Below are 24,421 nucleotides of genomic sequence, written 5' to 3'. Positions count from 1 at the left end.
AGGCGCCCGGATCCCCAGAAGGTAACCCTTCCGCGGCCCGGACGCCCCCGGCCCAATCAGAATGCCAGCTGCAGCCCCGTGGTGAGAATCCGATCCGTTTTGCGGAAGCCCGTTTCGGGGAGCCCGTCGTAGCGGATCACGTAGCTCGCCTTCATCGCGACGCCACTCGCCAGCGGCGCGGTGAGGGCGGTTTCGCTGTTGATGCGCAGGTCGTCGCTGGTCTTGAAGTTGGGGAGGAACTCCAGCGTCTGCCCGAAGCTCGCCTTGGGGCCGAGCTGGCGCGCATAGAGCAGCGCCCCGCGACCGGCCGCGAACTCCGCGCTCTTTCCGACCGCCACGGCGTTCTGCCAGGTGTAGCCGCCGCCGACCTCGGCGCGGAGCTTGTCCTTCTCCGCATCAACGAGCTTCGCGGCGACGCCGAGCTGCGGCGCATAGCGCGAGGAGATGCCGGCGAAGGTATTGCGGTCGAACTCCGTCACGACGAAGAGCGAGACCTTCGCGGAGAGATCGCGTGCGCCCCGCAGCGAGGCCAGCCAGAGTGAAGTGTTGACCTCGCCGTCGTTCTTGCCGTAGACCACGCCGCCGGTCTGGGTGAACTTCCAGCCGCGCTGGGTGGCCTCGATCTTGTTGCCGAGGTTGACGGAGGTGATCTCGGTGTTGCCGGTGGTGTTCACGAAGCCGGCGTCCACGGTGAACTTCACGGTCTTGGCCGTGTCGGCGGGCGCGAGGGCGCTCATCGCCAGAAGGAAGGTGATCATGCGCCAATAATAAAACGGCCGAGGCAGGGAGTTCCCTGCCTCGGCCGGCGGTCCTGCGGGGTGGTTATGCGCCGCGGGCGAAGACGATGAAATCGGTCGAGATTGGCGTCCCCTCTTCCTGCCGGATGCCGAGCATCACCTGGCCGCGATGATACATCCCGTGCAGGCAGACATGATGGAGGATCTCGTTCACGGTGTTGTCGAAGCGCTCACCGCGCGTGTTGGCGTAGCTGACCACCCGCTCGCCGTCACCATCGTCGAGGGCGCCCTGCATCGTCACGAACTCGGCGTGATTGGTGGCCGCGAGCTGGCGACATTCCTCGAGGGAGAGCGTTGGCCACACCAGCACATCACCGCTGCGCCCGGCAATCCGGGCCAGCCACACCGCCTCGGCGCCGAGCAGGTGGGCGTAGAGCCGCAGCAGCTCGGCGTCGGGCATCGGCAATGTGGCGAGCGCATCCGCGGTGCGGAGGTCGGCCCAGATCAGGTGGTCGAGGAGGCGAGTGAGCATCGGGGGTGGATGCGCCTCAGACCACGTTCCATCCTGCACGATAGGGCCGCGTGAGGTACTGGTTGGCGCCGACCTGATTGGTGAATGCCATCTTCGCCCCGTCGTACTGGAGCTTCTGCGGGCCGGAGTTGAGTGCGGCCGCGTGACGCACCGCGGCGACGCCGAGGTGCATCGTCTCGACGAGCTTCGCGGCGTACTCGATCGGCGACGACGTCACGTCGGTGCCCTTGATCGCATTGACCCAGTTCATCTCGTGGGTCGTGGTGACGCGTCGCTCGGTCTTGGGAACCTTCTTGGCCTCTTCCATGAGGGCGGCCGGGAAGAGCTGCGGCTTGGCACCATACGTCTGATGCACCAGCACTCCCTTCTCGCCGACGATGAAGACACCACCCTCGGTGACGTACTTGAAATCGTCGGGAAGCGCGGCCGGCCGCGGTGCCATGAGGCCGCCGTCGTACCAGAACATCTTGAAGGCGGGGCGCGTCGGCGTCGCGGCGAACTCCCACTGCACGTTGGTCGCCATCGGGAATGACGCCGGATTCGTGCGCGGCCCGCCGAACGGGGTGGACGACCCCTCGACGGTGGTCGGGTAGTCGAGGCCGAGCGCGTAGAAGGGGCCGTCGACGAGGTGGGCACCCATGTCGCCGAGCGCGCCGCCGCCGAAGTCGAGCCAGCCGCGCCAGGTGAACGGGTGGTAGATCGGGTGATAGGGGATCTCGGGGACGGGGCCGAGGTAGAGATCCCAGTTGAGCGAATCGGGCTTCACCACGTTGGCCGACATCCCGTTGGCGAGGATGTTGTTGATGGTGCCCTGGCTCCACTGCGAGCCCGGCGCCGGCATCGGCGGCATCTTCCCGCCCTCCGCGATCGGCCGCGGGACGGCCTGCGGCCAGTAGCCGAGCGGGCGGTCGGTGTAGATGTGCACTTCCTTCACCGCGCCGATCAGCCCGGCCTGGATCCACTCGCGGATCAGGCGCGTGTCCTCGCGCGAATGCCCCTGGTTGCCCATCTGCGTCACCACGCCGCTCGACGCCGCCAGCTTGGCGAGCATCCGCGCCTCGGCGACCGTCGCGCAGAGCGGCTTCTGGACGTAGACCGCCTTCTTCAACTCCATCGCGGCCTTGGCCACGACGGCATGCGTGTGGTCGGGCGTCGCGATGATGACGCCGTCGATCCCCTTCTCCTTGTCGAGCATCTCGCGGAAGTCGGCATAGCGGCGCGCCTTGGCATGCGCCAGATGGAGCTTGTTCGGCGTCCCGTCGCGGTTGACCGCGGGCCCGACGCGCCGATCGACGTAATCGAAGTCGACGTCAGCAACGGCGATCAGGTTCTCGGAGAGGATCTGCGTCGTGTTGCTGGCGCCCATGCCACCAGCGCCCACCACCGCGATGTTGGCGATGTCGCTCGGCGCCGTGAAGCCCTGACCGCCGAGCACATGCCGCGGCACGATCATGGCGCTGGCAGCAGCGGCTCCGGAGGTGGCGATGAAATCACGACGATTGACCTTGCGACGCGACATGAGCGGCCCTGGCGTTGAGGGTAACGATGTTGTGGCGGGGATTGAGCCCAATCTACATCGGCATTCCGAGTGGGTGTAGGGGCGACGCATGCGTCGCCCGTACGAGGATCGCGACCGAGAGGGCGACGCAGGCGTCGCCCCTACGGCATCGGCCATCCGGACGGCACGACCCCCTGCGCCAGCCGCGGCGAGCCACCACCCTTGCCGCCGTGCGCCGCGATCGCGGCCTTCAGCAGGGCCCCGACGTCGACCCCGCTGTCGGCACTGCTGCCGAGCACCACCGACGGGGTCGAGACCAGGATCAGGACGGCCTTCGGCTCGGCCGCCACCGCCTGAGCCATCGCCTTGAGCAGTGTGGCCGATTCGGTGGTGGCGTGATGCACCAGGCGGCGAACGCCATCGGCATCGGGCGTCGCGGCGGCGAGCAATGCCCGCACCCGATGCCCCGCGAGCTCCGTCTCGAGTGCCGCGAGCTGGACACGCAACGCCTGGAGTTCCTCCTGCCGCTTCGGCACCAGCACCGCCAGCTCATCCTCGGCGCACGAGAGCGCCCGCGCCAACGCCGCGACCAGCGCGTCACGCTCGGCCAGATGCGCCAGCACCCTCCCGCCCGCGAGGAAGCCGACGCGCAGATGGCCGCGCACCTTCTCGACGCCGGTGAGCACGATCGGTCCGATCTCCGTGGTGCTCGCCACATGCGTCCCGCCGCACGCGCTCCGATCAAGCCCGGCGATGGTGATGACGCGCAACTCACCCTCGCGCGGCGGCGCCTTGCGGAGTCCGGCGGCGACCGCGTCGGCCGATGCCTCGAAGGTCACGGTGACCGGCAACGCCGCGCGCACGGCCGCCTGGGCGCGCGACGCCAGCTCGGCGAGCTGTGCCCCGCTGCCGTACGCCACCGCGAACTCGATGGTCGAGTGTTCGGCCCCGAAATGCACCGACGCCGTCTCCCACCCGAACGTGTCGGCCGCGATCGCCGAGAGGAGGTGCTGCGCGGTGTGCTGCTCCATATGATCTGTGCGCCGCACGGCATCGACCACGCCGCGCACCGCGCCCAGCGGCAGCGGCGCTGCCAGGACATGGATGATCCGCTCCTCGTCGTCGATCACGTCGACCACCGGCACGCCGCCGAGCATCCCGGTGTCGTGCGGCTGGCCGCCCGAGGTGGGGTAGAAGGCGGTTTGATCGAGGACGACGCGCGTGAGGTCGCCGTCGTGACCGATGATGGTGGCCGGAAAGTCGCGCAGGGTGGCGTTGCTGTAGTAGAGGCGGAGGGTCATGGGCCGTAGGTCGATAAGAGGTGACAGGGATGATCGATGATCGATCATCGATGATCGATGGAGCGTGTCATCCCGAACAACGTGAGGGATCTGCGTGCCCGCGACTACGCAGGTCCCTCGCTTCGCTCGGGATGACAGGGCCCCCACACCGATCGATCATCGATCATCCTGCTCAACGCTCACAACTCCACTTCCTCTCGGCACCAGATTCACCCCGAACATCGTGCCGCGTCCGGGAATGTTCCGGAAGGTCGCGAGGGTCCGGAGCGGCTCCTGCTGCGGATCGCGGGCGCCGGTCTGCTGATCGACGGTGAGCACGGTGCAGCGCGCGCACGGCTTCACCGCGTCGAAGGTGACGTCGCCCAGCGTGAGCGTGGTCCACGTGTCCTCGCTCCAGGCCGGCGCGCCGGTGAGGACGACGTTGGGACGGAAGCGCTCCATCGGGACTGGTACCGCGAGGCGACGGTTGAGGTCGTCGAGCGATTCCTGCAACACCGCCAGCACCGGATAGCCGTCGGCGAAGGCGGTCTCCGCGTCGGGCCTGGGCGAGTAGCGCGGATCGAGCCGCCTGGTCGCCTCGCCGCCGAAGTGCACCAACCGGCAGGGATGGCCGACCACCTCGGCAAACCACTCGGCCGCATGGTCGCCCTGGTCGGTGGCGGTGACCTGGTCATCCCAGATCGTCACGTCGCGCGAGGCGCCCTGCGGATCGAGCTCAAGCACCAGCGCCTCGACCCCTGGCGCCTCGACGGTGAGGATGCTGCCATCGAAGGTCGGGGTGACCGTCGCCAGCACCGCGGCCTCCCGCTGCGAAACGAAGCGGTCGTTGCTGTCGACCACCAGAAAGCGGCGATCGCCGACGAGGCCGAGTGCATCGACCTCGGCGGAGGCGAGCGCATGGCCGCGGCAGCCCTTGATGGGATAGCGGTGGAGCGAGGTGAGGTGCATTCGGGAAGTAGTATAGTCGTTGGTCGTTGGTCGTTAGTCGTTAGGAGGGCCTGAACGGATGACTAACGACCAATGACTAACGACTAACGACTACATTTGAGACTACTCCAACCCCGACCGACCATGCGCCTCGCACCCCTTGCCTTGATGGCGGGCCTTTTCGGCCAGCCTGTTCCGGCCAGCAGCACAACCTCCTCCCGGTCCCGGCCTCGGTGACGATGGGGGCGGGCTCCCTGCTGCTGGACTCGACGTTCACCGCGGCGATCACCGGCTACCGGGACCCGCGGCTGGAACGGGCGGTGCAGCGGGCGATGCGGCGACTCGAGGCGCGGATGGTGGTGGCGTTGCCGCGCAGCATCGGCGGCACGGCGCCGATCAAGGGACTGATCGTGCAGGTGGGACGCGCGTCTCCGGCGGTGCCGTCGCTCGACGACGATGAGTCGTACCGCCTCGACGTGACCAAGCAGACTGCAACGCTCACGGCCCCGACGGTGGTCGGGGCAATCCGTGGCCTCGAGACCTTCCTTCAGCTCTACCAACAGGACGCCAGCGGGGCCTCGCTGCAGATGGCGACGATCAGCGATGCGCCGCGCTTCCGCTGGCGCGGTGTCCTGGTCGACGCCGGCCGCCACTTCATCCCGGTCGAGGTGATCACGCGCACCATCGACGGGATGGCGATGGCGAAGCTGAACGTGCTGCACTGGCACCTGAGCGAGGACCAGGGCTTCCGGGTCGAGGTGAAAGCGTTCCCCAAGCTCCACGAACTGGGCTCGGACGGCGACTACTACACGCAGGCGCAGGTGCGGGCCGTGGTGGCCTATGCCGCGGATCGCGGCATCCGCGTGGTGCCCGAGTTCGACATGCCGGGCCACATGACGGCGTGGTTTGCGGCCTACCCCGGGCTGGCGAGCGGCAAGGGGCCGTACCAGATCGACCGGAAGTGGGGCGTGTCGCATCCGGCGATCAACCCGACGGTCGAGAGCACCTACCGCTTCCTCGACACCTTCATCGCCGAGATGGTCACCCTCTTCCCCGACAAGTCGTGGCACATCGGTGGCGACGAGGTCGAGCCGACGGAGTGGAAGGCGAACCCGACGATTCAGGCATGGATGAAGGCGAACCGGATCGCCGATGCGCATGCGCTGCAGACCCACTTCAACACCCGGCTCTTCGCGATCCTCAAGAAGCATGGCCGCCAGCCGGTGGGCTGGGACGAGATCCTCGCCCCCAATCTCCCTGCCGGCGCGGTGATCCAGTCGTGGCGCGGCACCAATTACCTGATCACCGCGGCCAAGCAGGGCCGTCAGGCGATCCTCTCGGCGCCCTACTACCTGGACCACATCAAGACCACCACCGAGATGTACCTGAGCGATCCGCTCCCCGCGGGACACGACCTCACGCCGGCGCAGCAGGCGCTGGTGCTGGGCGGCGAGGCGTGCATGTGGGGCGAGTACATCACGCAGGAGACGATCGACTCGCGCCTCTGGCCGCGGCTGGCGGGGGTCGCCGAGCGCTTCTGGTCGCCGGCGTCGGTGCGCGATGTCCCCGACATGTATCGCCGGCTGGAAGTGTTCTCGCGCCGTCTCGAGGAGGTCGGGCCAACCCATGAGTCGCACACCGCGCGGATGGTGCGCCGCTTTGCCGAGGGCGACGATGCGGCGACCCTGATCGGGCTGTTGGATTACGCCCGGCCGCGCGGCTTCGCGGGGCGCGGCACCAACCAGTTCTCGCCGCTCACCCGGCTGATCGATGCGGCACGGCCCGACCCGTGGAACGGATGGCGGCTGCAGGCGCTCGCCGAGCAGGCCGTGCAGGGCGATGCCAGCGCAGGCAGAATGCTGGCGGAGCATTTCCAGACGATGCAGGGCTTCACCGCACCGCTCGACGCGATGAAGGGGCGGACTCCGATGGCAACGGATGGCCTCCCGGTCGCGCGCGCGCTGAACACGCTGGGCCGGATCGGCCTGGAGGCCCTCGACTACCGGATGCGGAAGGTGCAGCCGACGGCCACGTGGCTCGCCAGCACCGACTCGACGCTCAAGACGATCGAGGGGAAGACCTTCGGGCTGTTGCGGCCGGTGGGAGCGGAGGCGGTGCGGCGTCTCGTTGCGCCAGTCTCCTCGGTCCCGTAAGCTTCGGGGTTCCCTCCACTCCCCTTTGCTCCGAGGCCAGCCGATGTTCCGACGCGCGCCTGCTCGCGTGCTCGTTTCCTGCGCCGTGGCGATGGTTGCCGGTGCGGCAACCGCCCACGCCCAACATGACATGAGCGCCATGCATGCCACCCCGAACACCCTGACCGCCGCCGAGAAGCAGGCCGGTTGGACGCTGCTCTTCGACGGGAAGAGCATGAAGGGCTGGCACCTCTACCAGAAGCCGGGGCAGATGACCGGGTGGGAAGCGAAGGACGGGATGATGGTGAAGACCGCCACCACCGGCGACATCATGACCGACAAGCAGTTCGATTCGTTCGAGCTGGTGCTCGAGTGGAAGATCGAATCGAAGGGCAACAGCGGCATCTTCTTCTGGGCCACTGAAGGGACCGAAGTGGTCTACGAGAACGCCCCGGAAATCCAGGTGCTCGACAACATCGGCCACCGCGACGGCCTCTCGCCGCTCACGTCGGCCGGTGCCTTGTATGGCCTGGCGCCTGCGGCCCCCGACCTCGTGAAGCCGCTCGGCGAATGGAATACCATGCGGATCATGACGCATGGCTCGATCGTCGAGACGTGGTTCAATGGGACCAAGATCGCCGACCAGGTCGACTTCGATTCGCGCGCCTTCAAGGCGGCGGTGAGCAAGACCAAGTTTGCGCAGTGGCCCACGTATGGCCTGGCGCGGAAGGGGAGCATCGGCCTGCAGGAACACGGCAACACCATCTGGTACCGCAACATCAAGATCCGGGAGATCAAGTGAGCACTCGCCTCCGGCTCCAAATCATGATGTTCCTCCAGTATTTCATCTGGGGGAGCTGGGCCGTCACCCTCGGCACCTACCTCGGCCAGACGCTGAAGTTCGAGGGTGCACAGATCGGCCTGATGTACGGCACCACCGCGATCGCCGCGATCGTGACGCCCTTCGGCCTCGGCACGATCGCCGACCGCTTCCTTCCCACCGAGAAGATGCTCGCCGCCCTCCACCTGATCGGGGCGGCGTTGCTTTATTATGTCTCGACGTTGAGCACCTTCGACTCGATGTACATCGGGATGTTGCTCTACGCCCTCTGTTACATGCCGACGCTCGCGCTGACCAATTCGCTGTCGATGAGCCACCTGAAGGACCCTGCCGCCGAGTTCGGATCGATCCGCGTCCTCGGCACGATCGGCTGGATCGCCGTCGGGCTGCTGCTCGGCAAGCTCGGTGTCGACGCCACGGCCACGCCGATCCGCATTGCGGCGATGGCCTCGGTGGCCCTCGGCCTCTTCTCCTTCCTGCTTCCGCACACGCCGCCGCCGAGCAAGGGAAAGCCCTTCTCGTGGCGTGACGCCGCCGGGATCGATGCCCTGGCGCTGATGAAGGACCGGTCGTTCACCGTCTTCCTGTTCGGCTCGTTCCTGCTCTGCATCCCGCTCCAGTTCTACTACGCTTTCGCCAATCCCTTCCTCAACGAGATCGGGGTGGCGAGCGCTGCGGGCAAGATGACGATGGGGCAGATGAGCGAAGTCTTCTTCATGCTCTTCATCGGGGTACTGCTCCGGAAGCACGGCATCAAGACGATCCTGCTGGTGGCAATGGCCGCCTGGGCCGCGCGTTACTACGCCTTTGCCTACGGCAACGCCGACGCCAAGGTGTGGCTGCTCTATGCCGGCCTGCTGCTGCACGGCGTCTGCTACGACTTCTTCTTCGTCTCGGGTCAGATCTACGTCGACCAGCAGGCCGGCCCGAAGGTGCGCGCCGCCGCGCAGGGCTTCATCGCGCTGGTCACGCTCGGCTTCGGCAACTTCGCCGGCTCCTGGCTCTCGGGACGGATCGTCGACGCGCACAAGCTCGCCGACGGCACCCACGACTGGACCGCCATCTGGAAGATTCCGGCGTTGGGGGCAGTGGTGATCTTTGTGATTTTTGCGGTGGCGTTCAAGCCGAAGACGGTCGTGGAAGCGCATTGATTGGATGATGGATGATGGATGATCGATGGTGGATGCGGGACGAGGAGTGATGGGGTGCTGGCATCCATCATCCATCATCCATCATCCATCATCCATCATCCATCATCCTCCTACCGAGGCCCGACATGCCAACTCGTCGCTCAGTTCTGAAATCCGCCGCCGCTGTTGGCGCCGCCTTCCACATCGTGCCGCGGCATGTGCTCGGCCGCGGCTTCACGGCACCGAGCGATATGGTGCGACTCGCGTCGATCGGCATCGGCGGCAAGGGCGAGTCCGACATCACCGAGATGGTGAAGGCTGGCGCGTCGGTCGCAGCGCTCTGTGATGTCGACTGGCGGTCGGGAGCGAAGTCGTTTGCGCGCTACCCCGACGCCAAGCAGTTCAAGGATTACCGCGAGATGCTGGCGACGATGGGAAACGAGATCGACGCCGTCTCGGTGTCGACGCCGGACCACACGCACGCCGTGGCGACGATGGCGGCACTCAAGCTCAACAAGCCGGTGTTCACGCAGAAGCCGATGACGCGAACGATGCACGAGGTTCGCGCGCTGGTCGCCGAGGCGAAGGTGCGGAAGGTCGCGACGCAGATGGGCAACCAGTTCCATGCCGGTGCCGGCACGCGGATCATCCGCGAGGCGTACGAGGCCGGCCTGATCGGCGAGATCCGCGAGATTCACTACTGGACCAATCGTCCGGTGTGGCCGCAGGGGCTCGACCGTCCGACCGAGGCGCACAATCCACATCCGACCTTCGACTGGAATCTCTGGCAGGGTCCGGCGGCCGAACGTCCCTACTCGCCCGTGTACGCGCCGTTCAAGTGGCGTGGCTGGTGGGACTACGGCACCGGCGCGCTCGGCGACATTGCCTGCCACGCCATGGATGCCGCCTTCTGGGCGTTCGACCTCCGCAATCCGGCGCGCATCACGCCCGAGTCGAGCCAGATGTTCGAAGAGACGGCGCCGAAGCAGTCACGAGTGCAGTACGACTTCCCGGCCACCGCGAAGCGCCCGGCAGTCAAGGTGGTCTGGCGCGATGGCTCGATCTGGCCGGCCCGCCCCGCCGAGCTTGGCGACAAGGATCAGTGGCCGATCGGCGAGGTGGGTGGTCAGATGTGGGTCGGCACCGACGGGGCGATGGTCGCCGATGCCTACGGCGATTCGCTCCGGATCCTGAATCCGAAGCGCCACGAGCAGTGGGTCAAGACGCCGCCGAAGCCGACCTATGCGCGCTCGCCCGGTGCCTACGCCGAGTGGATCAACGCAATCATGGGGAAAGGCCCGGCGCCGCTCTCCAACTTCGTCGACTACTCGGGGCCGCTCACCGAGATGGTCCTCTACGGCTGCCTCGCGGTGCGCTCGGGGCGGATCATCGAGATCTCGCCCGAGGGCGTGATCAAGACGCCGCTGCCGCCGGAGTGGATCACGCCGACCTACCGCGCGGGGTGGTCGCTCTGATCACCATCGAAGCCTGCGTCGACAGCGTCGCCTCGGCCATCGAGGCCGAGCGCGGCGGGGCGCATCGCGTCGAACTCTGCGACAATCTCGCCGACGCGGGCACCACGCCGAGCCACGGAGTGCTCGTGGCCGCGGTGAATGCGCTCCGCATTCCGGTCTTCCCGATCATCCGGCTCCGCGGCGGCTCATTCATCTACGATGCCGACGAAATTGCCATCATGACGGCGGACGTGGCCCATGCCCGAGCGTGTGGTGTGCACGGCATCGTGATCGGTGCGCTCACTCCCGAGGGTGACGTCGACGAAGCCGCGGTGCTGGCGTGGAAGGAAGCGGCGGACGGTCTGCCGCTCACCTTCCACCGGGCGTGGGATGTCTGCCGCGATCCCGTCGGCGCGCTCGAGACGCTCATCCGCCTCGGCGTCCAGCGCGTCCTGTCGTCGGGCCAGCGCGAGAACGCCTGGGATGGTCGCGCGAACCTCGCCGCCGCCGTGCAGCAGGCGGCAGGCCGCATCTCGATCATGGCAGGTGGTAGCGTCGACGAGCACAATGCCGCCGAGCTCATCGCCGCCACCGGCGTGCACGAGATCCACGTGCGCGGCACCGCGCCGTTGCACGAGACGATGTCGTTCAATCCGCAGCCGGTGCCGTTTCGAAAGAACTGGCCGGAGGATGAGTCGATCAGGATGGTGACGGATGCAGCGAGGATTAGGGAGATTGTGGGGAGGGTGAACGGTGAACGGTGAACGGGGCGCGGCCGATGGCCGCACGAGGTGAAACGTAAGAGGTGAAACGGGTGCCAGGTTCGGCTCCGTTTCACCTTTCACGTTTCACGTCTCACCTTGCTCACCGTTCACCTGCGCCCACCTCTTTCCGTGACCATCTCCTGCACTCCCTCCGCCAGATACGCCACGATCCCCACCATGATGATGGTCCCCAGCGCGATCAGGAGAAAGTCATCCGTCCCGGCGCGGAGCGCTGGACCGAACGGCGTGGTCGCTTCACGGAGCGAGGTGCCGCCGACTTCCATCTGAATCCACCCTTCGATCGGGGCGCGGATGGGGACGATGATGTAGGCGGAGGGTGCGGCGGCGGCGGCGCTCAAGAGCGCCAGCCAATTGGGCTGGTTGCCGACCGGGAACGCGACGAAGTACTGGATCGACACTGCCAGGACGGCGGCGACGAGACCGACCATGCCCGCGTGCGAGACGCGTTGGCGAAGGGCGATGGTCATGAGGGTATCTCCAGGAAGACGTTGCTGAAGCTGCCGGGGAGCCTCCCGTCGGAGCGGCAGCGAATAAGCCAGTATCGTCTTCAAGGAGCGTGCCTGTAGGGCCAGGGTCAGTGGACCTCGATTTCATCGAGGAAGACCCACGATGCTTCGCCTGCGCCGCTGTGCCAACGGGGGAGCCGCCCGCCGTTGATGGCGACGACCCGGATGTAGCGCGCGCGCGTCGCCGGCGGCAGCGGAAGGGTGATGCGCGGCCGCGACCGGCCATCCGGCGTGACCTCCTGTTGCACCGACCGCACACCGCCATCTTCCCACCGGACACCATCTTCCGAGACCGAGACGCGGATTTCCTTCGGCAGGAGGATCCACGACCGGACCTCCTCGAGCATGGAGACCACGACCGACTTGACCGGCATGGCGACGCCGAGGTCGATGGTGGCATCGACGTCCATCCCCAACCAGCCATTCCAGAAGCCGTCGGCGAAGGCGCTCCCCTGCACGCCGTCGGTGAGCGTAAAGTTGCCAGTGCCGGGGTACTTGGGGTCGGCAGGTCGGGCGATTTGCACCGGCTTGCCGACGGCGAGATGCGACACCATGGTGACCCGGCGGGGTTCGCGCACCATCCGACCGTCGTAGCGCCCCTCGATGATCCACTCGCCGCGTCCCTTGAAGAGGGCGCCGTCGGCGACGTCGGCGAAGGTCTGGCTGTCGGCGCGTCGCATCGCAACCGTCACGCCCGGGACGGACGTGGTGCGCACGCGCAGTCCGCCCGCGGCGCTGTCCCAGTCGAACGCGATCCGGAGCAGGTCCTCGTCGGCCGGGCCGATGGCGTAGCCGGCGCGAGCGAGCCGCGCGAGTTCCCCGCCATCCAGGCGCGCCTGAAATTCCGTGATCTCCGCCGGTCCGCGCCACATCGTCTCGGCGAAGCCGAGCAATCGCGGCAGCCACATCAACTCCACGTTGGCCGGCGAGGTCACATGTTCGGTCCAGAGTGGTGCCTCGCCGCCGAGCAACTTCCCCGGCCCGGCCACGGTGCCGAGGTTGGCGGAGGGGTCGAACTGCAGCACGCGCGCGAGCGGCAGTTCATTGGCGGGACGATTGAGATAGACCCACTCCGAGGGTGAGGCGATCACATCGGCGCCGGCCGCGAGTCCCGCGGCGATGCGGTCACTGCCCTGCCACGCCTGCACGGTGGCGCCCTTCGGCAGTCCGCCGTCGAGGATCTCATCCCAGCCGGTGAGCGACCGACCGCGCTCCGAGAGCCAGCTGCCGATCAGTGCGATGAACCAGCGCTGCAACTCGTGTTCGTCCTTGAGCCCCTCGCGTCGCATGATCGCCTGGCATTCAGTGCATGCCTTCCAGCGATCCTTCGGCACCTCGTCGCCCCCGATATGGATGTAGTGGGACGGGAAGAGCTCAAGCACTTCGGTGAGCACGCCCTCGAGGAAGCGGAAGGTGGTGACGGTCGGGCAGAGGACATCGCCGAAGACACCCCAGGTGGCGGGGACCGGGAGCGGCGCACCGGTGCAGCTCAACTCGGGGTACGCCGCGATCGCGGCACGCGCGTGGCCCGGCATCTCGATCTCCGGCACCACGGTGATGCCGCGTGCCGCCGCATACGCCACGACCTGACGGATCTCCGCCTTGGTGAAGAAGCCGCCGTAGCGACTGCTGTCGGTCTCGGTCCGGAACGCGCCGATGCTGGTCAGCTTGGGATATTTGTCGATCGCGATCCGCCATCCCTGGTCCTCGGTGAGGTGCCAGTGGAAGACGTTCAGCTTGTAGCGCTCGAGCAGGTCGATCCAGCGGAAGATGTCGGCGACGGGAAAGGTGTGGCGCCCCACGTCGAGCATCGCACCACGCCAGGGATAGCGGGGTGCATCGTGCAGCTCGACGCCCTCGATGCGACCGCTGCCCTGCGCCGGGAGCAGTTGCCGCAGCGTCTGCAGCCCGTACCTGATGCCCTGCACGCTGGGCGCAGCAATCAATCCGCCGATGCTGTCGACGTACATCGCGTACGATTCGTCAGTGGCCGCCCCGCCCTGGATCGCGAGCCGGAGCGCGGCGGGCTGCGAGGTGCCGACCACGCGCACCACGCGCCTGGCCTCGCGCAGCTGGGTCACGGCGAAGCGCAGCGCTTCCGTGCGCGACAGCGAATCGGTGGCAATGATCACCAGCGTGTCGCCGATGCGCCACGACCCGGCCCGAGGCGAAACCTGTTCGATCTTCGGAATGATGCGGGTGGCGGGGTGCTGCGCGGCGAGCGGGGCCGCGACCAGCACGGCGGCGAGGAGCACGGCGGCAGGATCACGCATCGGCACCATCCGGGAGGAAACGGGCCCGTTGGGCCGGGGTCGGAAGCACGCATCGCTCGCCGCGGGTGAGTCGATGACGGTGTTTCGCGATCAGGTCATACACGGCATCGCGGAGCGGGCGGGGAATGATGGCCACGAGCCCGGCGAGTCGCCAACGGCCGCCGAGGTACCGGACGACCTCGAGCGCGGCGTTGGAACGGGTGAACAGCCGCTCCGGGGTGTCGCCGTGGCCCGGCACGACCCAGATCAACGAGTCGAGGGTGGCCAGCTCGGGGTGCCGCACGCGAAGCGCCTTGCCAAACACCCCATCGAGGGGCGCAAAGCGGAGCGAGCCGTGCGGATCGTGCCGGAGGATCCACTGGATGGTGCTGTTGCAGAAGCCGCACTGGCCGTCGTAGAGCAGCACCGGTCCGGGAACCATGATGCGTTACATCGCCAGAATGGCGCGGGCGATCACCATGCGCTGGATCTCCGAGGTGCCCTCGCCGATCGTCGTGAGCTTGACGTCGCGATAGAACTTCTCGGCGGGGAACTCCTTGATGAAGCCGTAGCCACCGAAGATCTGCACCGTCTTCTCGGTGGCGCGCACCGCGACTTCCGAGGCGTACAACTTCGCCATCGCCGAGGCGGTGGTGACGCGCTCGCCGGCATCCTTCATGGTGGCGGCCTTGTAGCAGAGGAGGCGCGCCGCCTCGATTTCCGTGGCCATGTCGGCGAGCATGAACTGAATCGCCTGGAAACCGGCGATCGGCTGCCCGAACGCGGTGCGTTCCGAGGCGTACTTGCGGGCCGCATCGTAGGCGCCGCGCGCGATGCCGAGGGCGATCGCGGCGATCGAGATGCGACCGCCGTCGAGCGTCTTCATGGCATCCTTGAAGCCGTAGCCGACCTGGCCGATCACGTTGGCGTTCGGCACCCGGCAATTCTCGAGGATCAGCTCGGCGGTGTCGGAGATCCGCATGCCGAGCTTGTTCTCCTTCTTGCCGGCGCGGATGCCGGGGGTGCTCATCTCGATCGCGAACGCCGTGATGCCGTGCTTCTGGTCGTTGCGATCGGTGACCGCCAGCACGGTGGCGAGCTGCGCGTGCGTGGCGTTGGTGATGAAGTTCTTGGTCCCGTTGAGGATCCAGTCATCGCCATCGCGCACGGCGACGGTGTGCATCCCGGAAGCGTCGGAGCCGGAACCCGGTTCGGTCAGTGCCCAGCAGCCGATCCACTCACCGGTGGTGAGCTTCGGCAGGTAGCGCTGCTTCAACTCGTCCGACCCGGCGACGTTGATGTGGCCGATGCCGAGGGAGTTGTGCGCGGCGACGATCAGGGCGATCCCCGATTCCACTGCGGCCAGCTCCTCGAGGATGTTGACGTAGTCGATGTAGGAGAGTGCCGCACCACCGTACTGCTCCGGGAAGACGGCGCCGAGGAGACCGAGGTCGCCGAGGGCCTTCACGGTGGGGAGCGGGAAGTGCTGCGCCTCATCCCACTCCATCACGTGCGGAAGGATCTCGGTGGCCGCGAAATCGCGCACCATCTGCTTGATCTGTTCCTGCTCGGGGGTCAGACTGAAATCCATGACTGCGAAACTCGAAGGAAAAAGGTGCGCGGAAGATCGCCGGACGGGACGTTTGAGGGTAGGGTGGATGATGGGTGAACGGTGAATGGTGAACGGGACGGAAGGTGAGGGGTGAGGGGGGGCCTGTCATCCCGAAGAACGTGAGGGACCTGCGTATTCGCGAATACGCAGGTCCCTCGCTGCGCTCGGGATGACGGCGTTTGCCCCCTCACCCCTCACCCCTCACTGCTCAGTCTCAGTCCTCACCGAATCCCAGTATCGAACTGCAACGTCACCGCGCGCGCCTCTGGTGCCACCACGGTCAGCGGCTGCGACATGGTGCCGGCGCCGATGATCGGTGCATCCACCGAAGGGATGATCTGAGAGTTGGCGGGAGCGAGTGCGATCGTGAGCGGTCAGGAGGGCGAGCGCTAGGTTGGGGGATCCTCGGCGGCATCGTCGTCTTCGCTGCCACCGCGGAAGCCGTCCGCGAGGTGATCGCGGTCGGTGCTGTCGAACAAGGCGACCAGATCGTCCCGCGTGCCGGAGGCACGACCGGTGATCTCCTCGGGGAGCGGGTCACGCCCTTCGAGCGCGGGATACTCGGGCTGCGTCGTGGTGCCATCATCGGACGGGGCGGCGCGGCGCAACGCCGTGGGAAGCTTGCTGTACTTGCGGCGGGGCTTCTTCGGTCTGGACATCGACAGGACTCCTGGTGGTGGTCAGTGCTGGTGGCTGCGACCGATGATGCTCTCGACGGCATGGCGCAGCTTGTCGGCGGCGCCGTCGACACTCTTCGCCACCGTGTCGGCGACGGCGTGCACGGCAATCGGCGGGCGGCCACTGAGCCGCGCCTCGATCCGGCAGCTCTTGTCGTTGATGCCACCCTTGTCGGCGCCGTTCTCGTCGCTGACATGAATCTCCACCCTGGTGATCTGTTCGACGAATCCGCCGAGGGCGCCGCGCACCGATGTCTCGGAGGCGTCGGCGAGGGCTTCGCCGCCGGCAATGTGACGATCGCTGTTGAACTGGACGAGCATGGGGTGCTCCGTGGTGAGGTGTTCGAATGTCGATGCCGAGTGGAGACGATGCAATCGGTCGGAGGATGGACAGCGCGCCGCCGGAGGCGGCGCGGGTGAGCGGTGAACGGTGAGGGGTGAGGGGTGAGGGGTGAACGGTGAACGGGGTACCGGATCGCATTTCTGGGTGCCGATGGTCGTCCGGGTAGCCGGCGATGGTTCCGCGTTCTCATCGCGGAGTTCCCTGTGCAGCACAATTCGCCCCTCCTGCGCGCCATGCAGTCCAATTTGCGCCTGAGGCACTTCTCACCCCGGACCGAGGAGGTCTATCTGGCCTGGGTGGTTCGGTATGTCCGGTTTCACCGCTTGCGCCATCCGCGGGAGCTGGGAGCGGAGGAGGTGCGGGCCTTTCTTGCCCACCTCTCCGGGGCGCGGCAGCTCTCCGCGAGCAGCGTCAACCAGGCCTTGGCGGCGTTGCTCTTTCTCTATGGTGCGGTGTTGCGGCAGCCCTTGGAGGCGTTGGGGCCGTTGCCGAGGGCGAAGCAGCCGGAGCGATTGCCGGTGGTGTTGACGCGGGAGGAGGTGAGGCGGGTGTTGGCGGAGCTGGACGGAGTGGCTCGGCTGATTGGCGTGGTGCTGTACGGAAGCGGGATGCGGCTGACCGAGTGTCTCACGTTGCGGGTGAAGGACGTCGACCTGGAGCGGGGGGAGTTCCGGATCCGTCGTGGGAAGGGGGCAAAGGACCGGGTGACGGTGCTGCCTCGGGCGGTACGTGGGGCGATCGGCGACCAGATCCGGCGGGTGGCGGCGTTGCATCGGGAGGACTGCGCGGCGGGGGGTGACGGGGGGTGGGTGATGTTGCCGGAGGCGTTGGCGCGGAAGTATCCGGGGGCGGGTCGGAGCCTGGCGTGGCAGTGGCTCTTTCCGGCGAGCCGGCGCTATCGCGACGGGGGGAGCGAGCATTGGGTGCGGCATCACTGGCACGAGTCGGCGATGCAGCGGGCGATGACGTCGGCGGTTCGGCGGAGTGGGATCACGAAGCGGGCGAGTTGCCACACCATGCGACATTCGTTTGCAACACATCTTCTCGAGAGTGGGGCGGACATCCGGACGGTGCAGGAGCTGCTCGGGCATCGGAGTGTGACGACGACGATGATTTACACGCATGTCCTGAATCGTGGCGGGTTGGGGGTGACGAGTCCGGCGGATGGAGGCGGTCTTGGCGACCTTCTCGGCGGGTTGGCGGTTTAGCTTGCACGGGCGTAGCGTAGGGACGGTTTCCGCCGTAGACGGCGGAGTTGAATTGTTAGTTAGGGCCGATCGCACTGCACTCTGGTGACTGCCTGGCAGTGCGACCTAAAGCTCAAAGACCTCTTCGACTCGCTTACTGAAGACACGCGCAATCTTTAGTGCGAGCGTGAGGCTCGGTTCGTATCGCCCGGCCTCGATCGCGTTTACGGTCTGCCTGGACACCTCAAGCCGGCTCGCCAACTCGGCTTGTGACCACTGTGGCTGGTCCGCAGTTGGCGGACCGTGTTCTTGGCCGGCACCTAGGGCGTACCGCCGGCGCGCGACATTTCGGCCGACCAAGTAGAACACCACGAAGTAGATCCACAATCCCTTCAGGGGCCAACCACTGACCGGCTGCAATCCCGCCCGCTCCAAGAGTCCGAAGACCATCACCGTCGCGATCGACAGCGGGAATGCAATCGCAAGGGCCTCGAGCTGGATCCGACTCTCCAGCTCATCCGCCTTGCGGATCAACTGCAGGAAGCGCCACAGGAACCACCCGAAGAATGGGAGCGGCAAGAGTGCCACCACTACCCGAAGCGGGCTCGATGCATCCAGATATCCCAAGGCAATCGTCGAGACCATCCAGGCCAGCAGCCACGGTCCTGCCAAGGTGGTGCCGGCGGTCCGCTGGTACTGGTACCACTTGGTGTCTGCGTACTCGCTCACAGAAGCCTCACAGCTAGGGTTGCCTTAACTGTAAAGCATCCTTTCCATTATGTCAAGTATGCTTTCCAGTATCCTGCGCGAGCCGCCGGGTCCTACGCGCCAGCTGATGTCCTCAGGGGAGGCAAGTGCGAAGCGACGCCCTAACAAGCGTTTGCTGCGGTCGAGGCCATGGCGGCTCGGCCGCCGCGCTTCCGATCTAGATTGAGGTACGCGGCGGCCTCACCTGGCCTCGCCGCAGAAACGCACGACGTTATACCGCATGACACACCAAGACTTGGGAGAGCTAGGATGGACGATTCCACGGTACCATCTCCAAGGCTCACGGAGGAGCAGGCGCACCAACTACTCGCGCGTGCAGTGGCTCTTGATTCGCAGCATCGAGACGCCGTCTCCCTTGTCGAGCTCCGCGCCGCCGCGATCGAAGCAGGGATCGATCCCCTAGCGTTCGATCGTGCCGCGGCCGAGCTTGGGCCAGATTCCGTCGTGCCGACTGTCCATCCGCCTGTCCCACCTTCGCGCTGGGCTCCGGTGGCCGCCAACTTGAAGGCCGCCTTCGCCTTCTGGGTCGCGCTCACCATTCTGACCAGGTTGGGCCACCTGGTGCCCCCAGATTGGACGGTCTCCGCCGTGCGCAACATCTTGGCCGCTGGCATCGGGGTGTGGTTTGCGTTCCGGTTCCGTGCCAGGGTGGCCCAAATCGCATTGGGCGGCCTTTCCGTCGCCCTGATTTCCCTCCTGGTGATTCACCTGATCTTCGGCATCGAGGCAGCGCAGGGTGGGCCGACGTACTTCGCCGTGCTCATGGCCGGACTGCTCGGCGTAGCGGTCGCCGCGCTCAGCCGCACGCTGACTCGACGTGGTCACGACTCGAACCCGGCGAATGGGGAGTCAGCGCGCGTGCTCATGCCCAGCGCGGAAGAGCCCCGGACGTCACCAAGTAGCGAAGGCCACGAGTCACGCCCGTTCCGCCTGGTGAGCGTGGCTGCGGTATAACAAGCGTTTGCTGCGGTCGGGGCCTGACGCCTCGGCCCACGCGCTGTAGTCTTACGAGGGTACGCGCGGGCCTCGGCAGGCCCCGCCGCAGAAACGCACGACGTTAGGCCTATCGCCGGACTCTTGCGCCTCGTATAGACCGGGTATATACATCCACCGTGGCCGCCGACATCTTTGACCGATTGGCCCAGTGCACGGGCTTTGAGTGGGACGCCGGCAATGCTCCCAAGGTCGTGGCGCGCCATCAGGTCACACCTGGGGAATGCGAGCAGGTGTTCTTTCACGAGCCCCTGCTCATTGCCCCGGACCCTCGGCATTCGAAGGTCGAAGAGCGGTGGGCCGCGTGGGGCCAGACCGCGGAGGGGCGGACCCTTGCGATTGTCTTCACCCTGCGGGGCGACCGGATCCGCCCTCTGTCCGCGCGCGACATGAACCGGAAGGAGCGTCAGCGATATGCCGAAGCCTAAGCTCAAGCCGATCCCGAAGTTTGCGACCGAAGCCGCTGAGCAGAAGTTCTGGGCCACGGCGGATACGACGGAGTACTTCGATTGGACGCAGGCGCGTCGTGTCGTCTTCCCCAACCTGAAGCCCACGACCACCCCCATCTCGATGCGCTTGCCCGAGACGCTGCTCACGGACCTGAAGCGGCTCGCGAACGAGCAAGACGTCCCGTACCAGAGCCTCATGAAGGTCTACCTGGCGGAGCGCGTTGCGGAGGAGCGGGGCCGACACCGTCGCAAGACGAAGGCCTAACCGGCAAATGCAGCGGACGAGCGCGCTTGTGATGCGGCTGCGCCGCCCACGCGCTCGCCGCTGATTTGCAAATCCGTTAGACCGAAGCCTTCATCATCCGTAGTGGTAGCGGGCTTGGAGGAATTCGACGCGGTCGGCGAAGATCTCATAGACCAACCGATCCGCCTCATTGATCCGGCGAGACCAGACATTGCCGCCGAAATGCTTGAGATGCTCCGGCTTGCCGATCCCGTCGGTTGGGTCCCGAAGTGTTGCTTCCATTAAGTCCAACACGCGAAGCGCCGTCTTCCGATTCGTGTCGACCCAATAGCGAAGATCCTCCAGGCATTCGTCCTGGATCACCGCCACGCGAGCACGCTTCGGACGGGCAGTCAGGGGGCCACCCCCAATTCGCGACGGAGTGCCGCGAGGTCGGTGGCCTTGGTGCGCCCGCGGCGCGCTCGGGTCAGGGCGGAAAGCAATCGCACTGCATTCTCGGGGGAGCGAAGGAGGTACGCGGTTTCGCGAAGAGTGGAAAGCTCGTCAGCAGGAATGAGGGCCATGTCCTCATGGCCACGCCGCTGAATCACCGCAGCCTCCCGCGAATCCTCGACCTGATCCCAGAGGGTAGCGAGGTTCTCGCGGGCATGGCTGTAGCTTGTTTTGACCGTCATGAAGGGCTCCGGCATAGTTGTACAGGAAAGCTGTACAGGATGGACATTCCTGTCAAGGCACGGTCTAACAAGCGTTTGCTGCGGGCGGGCCCTCACGCCTCGGCCCGCGCGCTGTAGTCTTACGAGGCCACGCGCGGGCCTCGGCAGGCCCCGCCGCAGAAGCGCACGCCGTTAGGCAAACTGGCACCAAGACTGGCGCGACCCGGCCCTAAGTGGTATTGTACCACTGTACATGTCACCGGAGTTGCCCGTGCAGATCGTGGTAGACGCGTCGGCCTTGCTCGCCGTTCTACTGAATGAGCCCCACCGGGACGAAGTCGTGGCGGTCACCGCCGGGGCCACCCTCTGTGCGCCGGCCTCCCTGCCCTGGGAGATGGGCAATGCGTTGAGTGCCAGCCTGAAGCGGCGGCGGTTCTCCCTCGACATCGCGCAAGCCGCCGCGGCAGCCTACGAGAAGATTCCCATTCGGTTGGTTCCGGTGGACTTGGCGACGGCCTTGGAGTTGGCCCACCGTCATCGGCTCTACGCGTACGATGCGTATCTCCTCGCCACCTGTCTGGCGCTGCGTGCGCCCTTGCTCACGCTTGACCAGAGTTTGCACAAGGCGGCTGTGGCAAGCCGCATTTCCGTCCTCGAGGTGTGAGATGAAGACGTACACGTACACCGAAGCCCGGCAGCAGCTCGCGGGCCTCCTCGATGAGGCATCACGCAAGGGAGAAGTGCGCATCCGTCGACGCGACGGCCGGCTCTTCGCGCTCCAGCCGGTACGCTCGGTGGCGTCCCCGCTCGACATCCCAGCGGTGACGACGGACGTCACCTTGCCGGAAATCCTCGCATTCATTCGCGAAGGCCGCGAAGCCGGGTTGCCTAACAAGCGTTTGCAGCCGACGGGCCCGAAGCCATCGCCCAAGCGGGCGACACCGAAGCGCAAGGCCCGCGGCTGAAACGCACGCCGTTAGGCTAACGACCGACATCGTGATGTGGCCTGACTTGCTGGGCAGACGGACGTACGGTATACTGTACGTTGCAACGTCCTTATCCCGGAGCCCGCATGTCCCGCATCCGCCCCTCCACTGACGTCCGACCGGTCACCGAATTCCGGGCCAACGCCTCCGCCTTTCTCGATCAGGTCCAGAGCACCAAGCGCCCGGTCGTCCTCACCCAGCACGGACGCAGTGCCGCGGTGCTGCTGGACGTTGGGGTGTATGAGGCTCTGTTGGACGAGGTCGCGTTGCTACGTGATATCCGGACTGCCGAAGGCCAGATCGAGGCCGGTAAGGTGGCACCGCACAGTGTCGTGGCCCGTCGACTCAAGGCCCGCCTGCTCAAGTGAAGGTCACGTGGACCGCCTTGGCCGAGCACCAGGCTGCCGAGGCCTTTGCGTACATCCAAGCCGACCGACCCACGGCGGCAGTGCGTTGGCTCGACCAGCTACTCGCGGGAGTCGCGACGCTCGCCGAGTTTCCCGATGGCGGCCGGGCGATTCCTGAAGTGGGTCGCCCTGAGCTCCGGGAACTGATCGTGCGGCCCTATCGCGTGATGTACCGTCGTGACCCGAAGCACGTGTTCATCTTGAGTATCCGGCATGGTCGGCGGATGTTCGAGGAGCACACCTTGGAGTCGTAGCCCTCACAAGCGTTTGCTGCGGTCGGGGCCTGACGCCTCGGCCCACGCGCTGTAGACTCATTGAGGCACGCGCGGGCCTCGGCAGGCCCCGCCGCAGAAACGCACGCCGTTAGCGTGACCGACACCCGTCACTTGCGTCCGGGGGGACCGTAGTTACATTGTAACTACATCGCTTCCCGAGCCTCCCATGAAGACCAAGCTGGTCCGTATCGGCAATTCCCGTGGTATCCGCCTGCCCAAACTCCTGATCGAGCAGGCCGGACTCGGCGAGGACGTGCAGCTGGAAGTCCACGGCAACACCGTGGTGATCCGCCCACTGGCTTCGACGCGCGCCGGGTGGGCCGCCGCAGCCGCCGAGTTGGCGGCGACCGAGGAGGGCCTGCTCGACGCCGTCCGTCCGACCGCCTTCGACCAGGATGAATGGACGTGGTGAGTTCGGAGCTGGTCACCCGCGGCGACGTCTTCCTCGTGGCGCTCGACCCGACACTCGGCCGAGAGATCCGCAAGACCCGCCCCTGCGTGATCGTGTCACCCGATGAGCTGAATGGCGCGCTCACCACGTTCATCGTGGCGCCACTCACCACGGGGCCGCATCCGTATCCATTTCGGATTCCCTGTCGCTTCGCCGGCAAGTCCGGCCACGTGGTGCTTGACCAGCTGCGGACCGTAGATCGAGCCCGGCTCACGAAGAAGGTCGGGCGGCTCGGTCCATCGACTCTGGAGCGGGTGCTGGGGGTCCTCCAGGAGATGTTCGCCGCGTAGTCGGCATGCTAACAAGCGTTTGCTGCGGACGGGGCCTGACGCGTCAAGTGCCCGGCGGGGGATGAGCGTCGCTGGATTCTGGTTGCCGCCGACGGACGGGGAGGACCCGGCGTTATCCGCGGCTTCCGTGAGTTGCCATACGGCGGTAGCGTTCGTGGGGATTGGGCAGCACGATTACATCTAGCCCCTTAAGGTGGCCAGAGTGAATCCAGCGAAAGTCGTCCGGAGCAACGTGGTCACACTCACTGACCTCCCCAATGTCGGTGAGGCCACTGCCGGCGATTTACGACTGCTGGGCATCGAGCAGCCACGTGATCTGCGGGGGCGCGACCCCTACGAAATGTTTGATCAGCTCTGTGCGATCACCCGATCGAATCAGGATCCGTGCGTCATCGATGTGTTCCTCTCGGTGACCGCATTCATCAATGGCGGCGAGCCGAAAACGTGGTGGTCGTTCACGGCGGAGCGGAAGGCTGTGGGGCGGCGGAGAGCGCAGGCGAAGTAGCGCGCTGTTCCACTCGCGGCGTCGCCGCGATGGACCAGGCGCTCAGTGCATCGGCCCGACGACTGGCCGCCTAACAAGCGTTTGCTGCGGTCGGGGCCTGACGCCTCGGCCCACGCGCTGTAGTCTTACGAGGGCACGCGCGGGCCTCGGCAGGCCCCGCCGCAGAAACGCACGCCGTTAGGCCAACCTAGTAATCCAGCGATACGCCGTGGAGGTGCATGATGGGTGAGTCTAACCTCCAGACGTCTTCGGACCGCCCCGACACTCGTGTCTGGTTGACCCATTATCTCGCGCCCGCAGTTGGAATGTGGAGCTTCGCCGGCGTCATGTTGGGCGGCGGGGTCTGGCGGGCGGGGGCCAGCACTGCAACCTCGGTTGGAGCGTCGATCGCCCAACACGCGCTGTTTTGCGGTGTGGTCGCATTGACGATGGAACTTGCTGCTCGTCCAGCGATGGCGTGGTTGGAAGCTTGGGTTGCTCCCCGCG

General features: G+C 66.4%; 30 protein-coding genes. 16 read left to right on the top strand and 14 right to left on the bottom strand.

Translation table 11 applies throughout. The annotated features are described in order from the left end of the window. Window positions 1-56: 56 nt before the first annotated feature. The 5 genes from IPP98_04280 to IPP98_04260 form a co-directional block, all read right to left on the bottom strand. Complete coding sequence (locus IPP98_04280; protein ID MBL0178331.1) at window positions 57-758, bottom strand: DUF481 domain-containing protein; 702 nt, start codon at window positions 756-758, stop codon at window positions 57-59. Window positions 759-822: 64 nt separating this feature from the next. After that, window positions 823-1,269: a DinB family protein gene (locus IPP98_04275; protein MBL0178330.1), complete on the bottom strand. Its 447-nt coding sequence runs from the start codon at window positions 1,267-1,269 to the stop codon at window positions 823-825. A gap of 16 nt (window positions 1,270-1,285) precedes the next feature. Further along, complete coding sequence (locus tag IPP98_04270; GenBank protein MBL0178329.1) at window positions 1,286-2,788, bottom strand: Gfo/Idh/MocA family oxidoreductase; 1,503 nt, start codon at window positions 2,786-2,788, stop codon at window positions 1,286-1,288. Between the two features lie 140 nt (window positions 2,789-2,928). After that, complete coding sequence (locus IPP98_04265) at window positions 2,929-4,068, bottom strand: hypothetical protein (GenBank protein MBL0178328.1); 1,140 nt, start codon at window positions 4,066-4,068, stop codon at window positions 2,929-2,931. A 156-nt stretch (window positions 4,069-4,224) separates the two neighbouring features. Then, window positions 4,225-5,016 (bottom strand): MOSC domain-containing protein, encoded by a 792-nt coding sequence (locus tag IPP98_04260; protein ID MBL0178327.1) that lies wholly within the window; start codon window positions 5,014-5,016, stop codon window positions 4,225-4,227. A 218-nt stretch (window positions 5,017-5,234) separates the two neighbouring features. Between IPP98_04260 and IPP98_04255 the strand changes: the two genes are divergently transcribed. The 5 genes from IPP98_04255 (at window position 5,235) to IPP98_04235 (ending at window position 11,316) form a co-directional block, all read left to right on the top strand. Then, window positions 5,235-7,148 carry a family 20 glycosylhydrolase gene (locus tag IPP98_04255; GenBank protein MBL0178326.1) on the top strand — a complete coding sequence of 638 codons (1,914 nt, stop codon included), beginning with the start codon at window positions 5,235-5,237 and terminating at the stop codon, window positions 7,146-7,148. A 130-nt stretch (window positions 7,149-7,278) separates the two neighbouring features. After that, window positions 7,279-7,929: a DUF1080 domain-containing protein gene (locus IPP98_04250; protein MBL0178325.1), complete on the top strand. Its 651-nt coding sequence runs from the start codon at window positions 7,279-7,281 to the stop codon at window positions 7,927-7,929. Further along, window positions 7,926-9,119 (top strand): nucleoside permease, encoded by a 1,194-nt coding sequence (locus tag IPP98_04245; protein MBL0178324.1) that lies wholly within the window; start codon window positions 7,926-7,928, stop codon window positions 9,117-9,119. Before IPP98_04250 ends, IPP98_04245 begins: the two co-directional genes overlap by 4 nt. Window positions 9,120-9,244: 125 nt before the next feature. Continuing rightward, window positions 9,245-10,573: a Gfo/Idh/MocA family oxidoreductase gene (locus IPP98_04240; GenBank protein MBL0178323.1), complete on the top strand. Its 1,329-nt coding sequence runs from the start codon at window positions 9,245-9,247 to the stop codon at window positions 10,571-10,573. After that, complete coding sequence (locus IPP98_04235; protein ID MBL0178322.1) at window positions 10,561-11,316, top strand: copper homeostasis protein CutC; 756 nt, start codon at window positions 10,561-10,563, stop codon at window positions 11,314-11,316. Before IPP98_04240 ends, IPP98_04235 begins: the two co-directional genes overlap by 13 nt. Before the next feature lie 107 nt (window positions 11,317-11,423). On the opposite strand, the gene IPP98_04230 is transcribed toward IPP98_04235, so the two are convergent. From IPP98_04230 to IPP98_04205, 6 genes are all read right to left on the bottom strand, one after another. After that, complete coding sequence (locus IPP98_04230; protein ID MBL0178321.1) at window positions 11,424-11,804, bottom strand: hypothetical protein; 381 nt, start codon at window positions 11,802-11,804, stop codon at window positions 11,424-11,426. Window positions 11,805-11,911: 107 nt separating this feature from the next. Further along, window positions 11,912-14,116, bottom strand: a complete 2,205-nt coding sequence (locus tag IPP98_04225; GenBank protein ID MBL0178320.1) for a family 20 glycosylhydrolase — start codon at window positions 14,114-14,116, stop codon at window positions 11,912-11,914. After that, on the bottom strand, window positions 14,109-14,537 hold the full coding sequence (locus IPP98_04220) for a DUF393 domain-containing protein (protein MBL0178319.1): 429 nt from the start codon (window positions 14,535-14,537) through the stop codon (window positions 14,109-14,111). Before IPP98_04220 ends, IPP98_04225 begins: the two co-directional genes overlap by 8 nt. A 6-nt stretch (window positions 14,538-14,543) precedes the next feature. Then, window positions 14,544-15,686, bottom strand: a complete 1,143-nt coding sequence (locus tag IPP98_04215; protein ID MBL0178318.1) for an acyl-CoA dehydrogenase family protein — start codon at window positions 15,684-15,686, stop codon at window positions 14,544-14,546. A 410-nt stretch (window positions 15,687-16,096) separates the two neighbouring features. Beyond that, entirely contained in the window at window positions 16,097-16,366 is a 270-nt protein-coding gene (locus IPP98_04210; GenBank protein ID MBL0178317.1) for a hypothetical protein, read from the bottom strand. 21 nt (window positions 16,367-16,387) lie between these two features. Further along, entirely contained in the window at window positions 16,388-16,705 is a 318-nt protein-coding gene (locus IPP98_04205; GenBank protein MBL0178316.1) for an HPF/RaiA family ribosome-associated protein, read from the bottom strand. A 255-nt stretch (window positions 16,706-16,960) separates the two neighbouring features. On the opposite strand from IPP98_04205, the gene IPP98_04200 reads away from it, so the two are divergent. Continuing rightward, entirely contained in the window at window positions 16,961-17,935 is a 975-nt protein-coding gene (locus IPP98_04200) for an integron integrase (protein MBL0178315.1), read from the top strand. 105 nt (window positions 17,936-18,040) lie between these two features. Here the strand turns inward: IPP98_04200 and IPP98_04195 are convergent, their stop codons facing one another. Next, a complete protein-coding gene (locus IPP98_04195; GenBank protein MBL0178314.1) occupies window positions 18,041-18,364 on the bottom strand; it encodes a helix-turn-helix transcriptional regulator in 324 nt (107 codons plus the stop codon). Window positions 18,365-19,171: 807 nt separating this feature from the next. Between IPP98_04195 and IPP98_04190 the strand changes: the two genes are divergently transcribed. From IPP98_04190 to IPP98_04180, 3 genes are all read left to right on the top strand, one after another. Then, on the top strand, window positions 19,172-19,636 hold the full coding sequence (locus IPP98_04190) for a hypothetical protein (protein ID MBL0178313.1): 465 nt from the start codon (window positions 19,172-19,174) through the stop codon (window positions 19,634-19,636). Window positions 19,637-19,806: 170 nt separating this feature from the next. Further along, window positions 19,807-20,103 (top strand): BrnT family toxin, encoded by a 297-nt coding sequence (locus IPP98_04185; protein MBL0178312.1) that lies wholly within the window; start codon window positions 19,807-19,809, stop codon window positions 20,101-20,103. Continuing rightward, entirely contained in the window at window positions 20,090-20,389 is a 300-nt protein-coding gene (locus IPP98_04180) for a BrnA antitoxin family protein (protein ID MBL0178311.1), read from the top strand. The genes IPP98_04185 and IPP98_04180 overlap by 14 nt, the downstream gene beginning before the upstream one ends. A gap of 93 nt (window positions 20,390-20,482) precedes the next feature. On the opposite strand, the gene IPP98_04175 is transcribed toward IPP98_04180, so the two are convergent. Both IPP98_04175 and IPP98_04170 read right to left on the bottom strand, forming a co-directional pair. Further along, on the bottom strand, window positions 20,483-20,764 hold the full coding sequence (locus IPP98_04175; GenBank protein ID MBL0178310.1) for a Txe/YoeB family addiction module toxin: 282 nt from the start codon (window positions 20,762-20,764) through the stop codon (window positions 20,483-20,485). After that, window positions 20,761-21,042: a type II toxin-antitoxin system Phd/YefM family antitoxin gene (locus tag IPP98_04170; GenBank protein MBL0178309.1), complete on the bottom strand. Its 282-nt coding sequence runs from the start codon at window positions 21,040-21,042 to the stop codon at window positions 20,761-20,763. The genes IPP98_04175 and IPP98_04170 overlap by 4 nt, the downstream gene beginning before the upstream one ends. Window positions 21,043-21,292: 250 nt before the next feature. Between IPP98_04170 and IPP98_04165 the strand changes: the two genes are divergently transcribed. The 7 genes from IPP98_04165 to IPP98_04135 all read left to right on the top strand — a co-directional run bounded on the left by IPP98_04165 (window position 21,293) and on the right by IPP98_04135 (window position 23,935). Next, complete coding sequence (locus tag IPP98_04165) at window positions 21,293-21,685, top strand: type II toxin-antitoxin system VapC family toxin (protein MBL0178308.1); 393 nt, start codon at window positions 21,293-21,295, stop codon at window positions 21,683-21,685. A 1-nt stretch (window position 21,686) separates the two neighbouring features. Then, the gene (locus IPP98_04160) at window positions 21,687-21,986 is read left to right on the top strand and encodes a type II toxin-antitoxin system Phd/YefM family antitoxin (protein MBL0178307.1); all 300 of its coding nucleotides are present in this window, start codon (window positions 21,687-21,689) and stop codon (window positions 21,984-21,986) included. 107 nt (window positions 21,987-22,093) lie between these two features. Further along, window positions 22,094-22,375, top strand: coding sequence for a type II toxin-antitoxin system Phd/YefM family antitoxin (locus IPP98_04155; protein MBL0178306.1), 282 nt, complete (start codon window positions 22,094-22,096; stop codon window positions 22,373-22,375). Then, window positions 22,372-22,668 carry a type II toxin-antitoxin system RelE/ParE family toxin gene (locus IPP98_04150; protein ID MBL0178305.1) on the top strand — a complete coding sequence of 99 codons (297 nt, stop codon included), beginning with the start codon at window positions 22,372-22,374 and terminating at the stop codon, window positions 22,666-22,668. The genes IPP98_04155 and IPP98_04150 overlap by 4 nt, the downstream gene beginning before the upstream one ends. A gap of 187 nt (window positions 22,669-22,855) precedes the next feature. Next, entirely contained in the window at window positions 22,856-23,101 is a 246-nt protein-coding gene (locus IPP98_04145; GenBank protein ID MBL0178304.1) for an AbrB/MazE/SpoVT family DNA-binding domain-containing protein, read from the top strand. After that, window positions 23,089-23,430 (top strand): type II toxin-antitoxin system PemK/MazF family toxin, encoded by a 342-nt coding sequence (locus IPP98_04140; protein ID MBL0178303.1) that lies wholly within the window; start codon window positions 23,089-23,091, stop codon window positions 23,428-23,430. Before IPP98_04145 ends, IPP98_04140 begins: the two co-directional genes overlap by 13 nt. Window positions 23,431-23,632: 202 nt before the next feature. Further along, window positions 23,633-23,935 carry a helix-hairpin-helix domain-containing protein gene (locus IPP98_04135; protein MBL0178302.1) on the top strand — a complete coding sequence of 101 codons (303 nt, stop codon included), beginning with the start codon at window positions 23,633-23,635 and terminating at the stop codon, window positions 23,933-23,935. The last annotated feature ends 486 nt before the right edge of the window (window positions 23,936-24,421 follow it).

This window comes from Gemmatimonadota bacterium (assembly GCA_016720805.1).
GTDB lineage: Bacteria > Gemmatimonadota > Gemmatimonadetes > Gemmatimonadales > GWC2-71-9 > Palsa-1233.
This window is presented reverse-complemented; position numbering and strand designations above follow the sequence as displayed.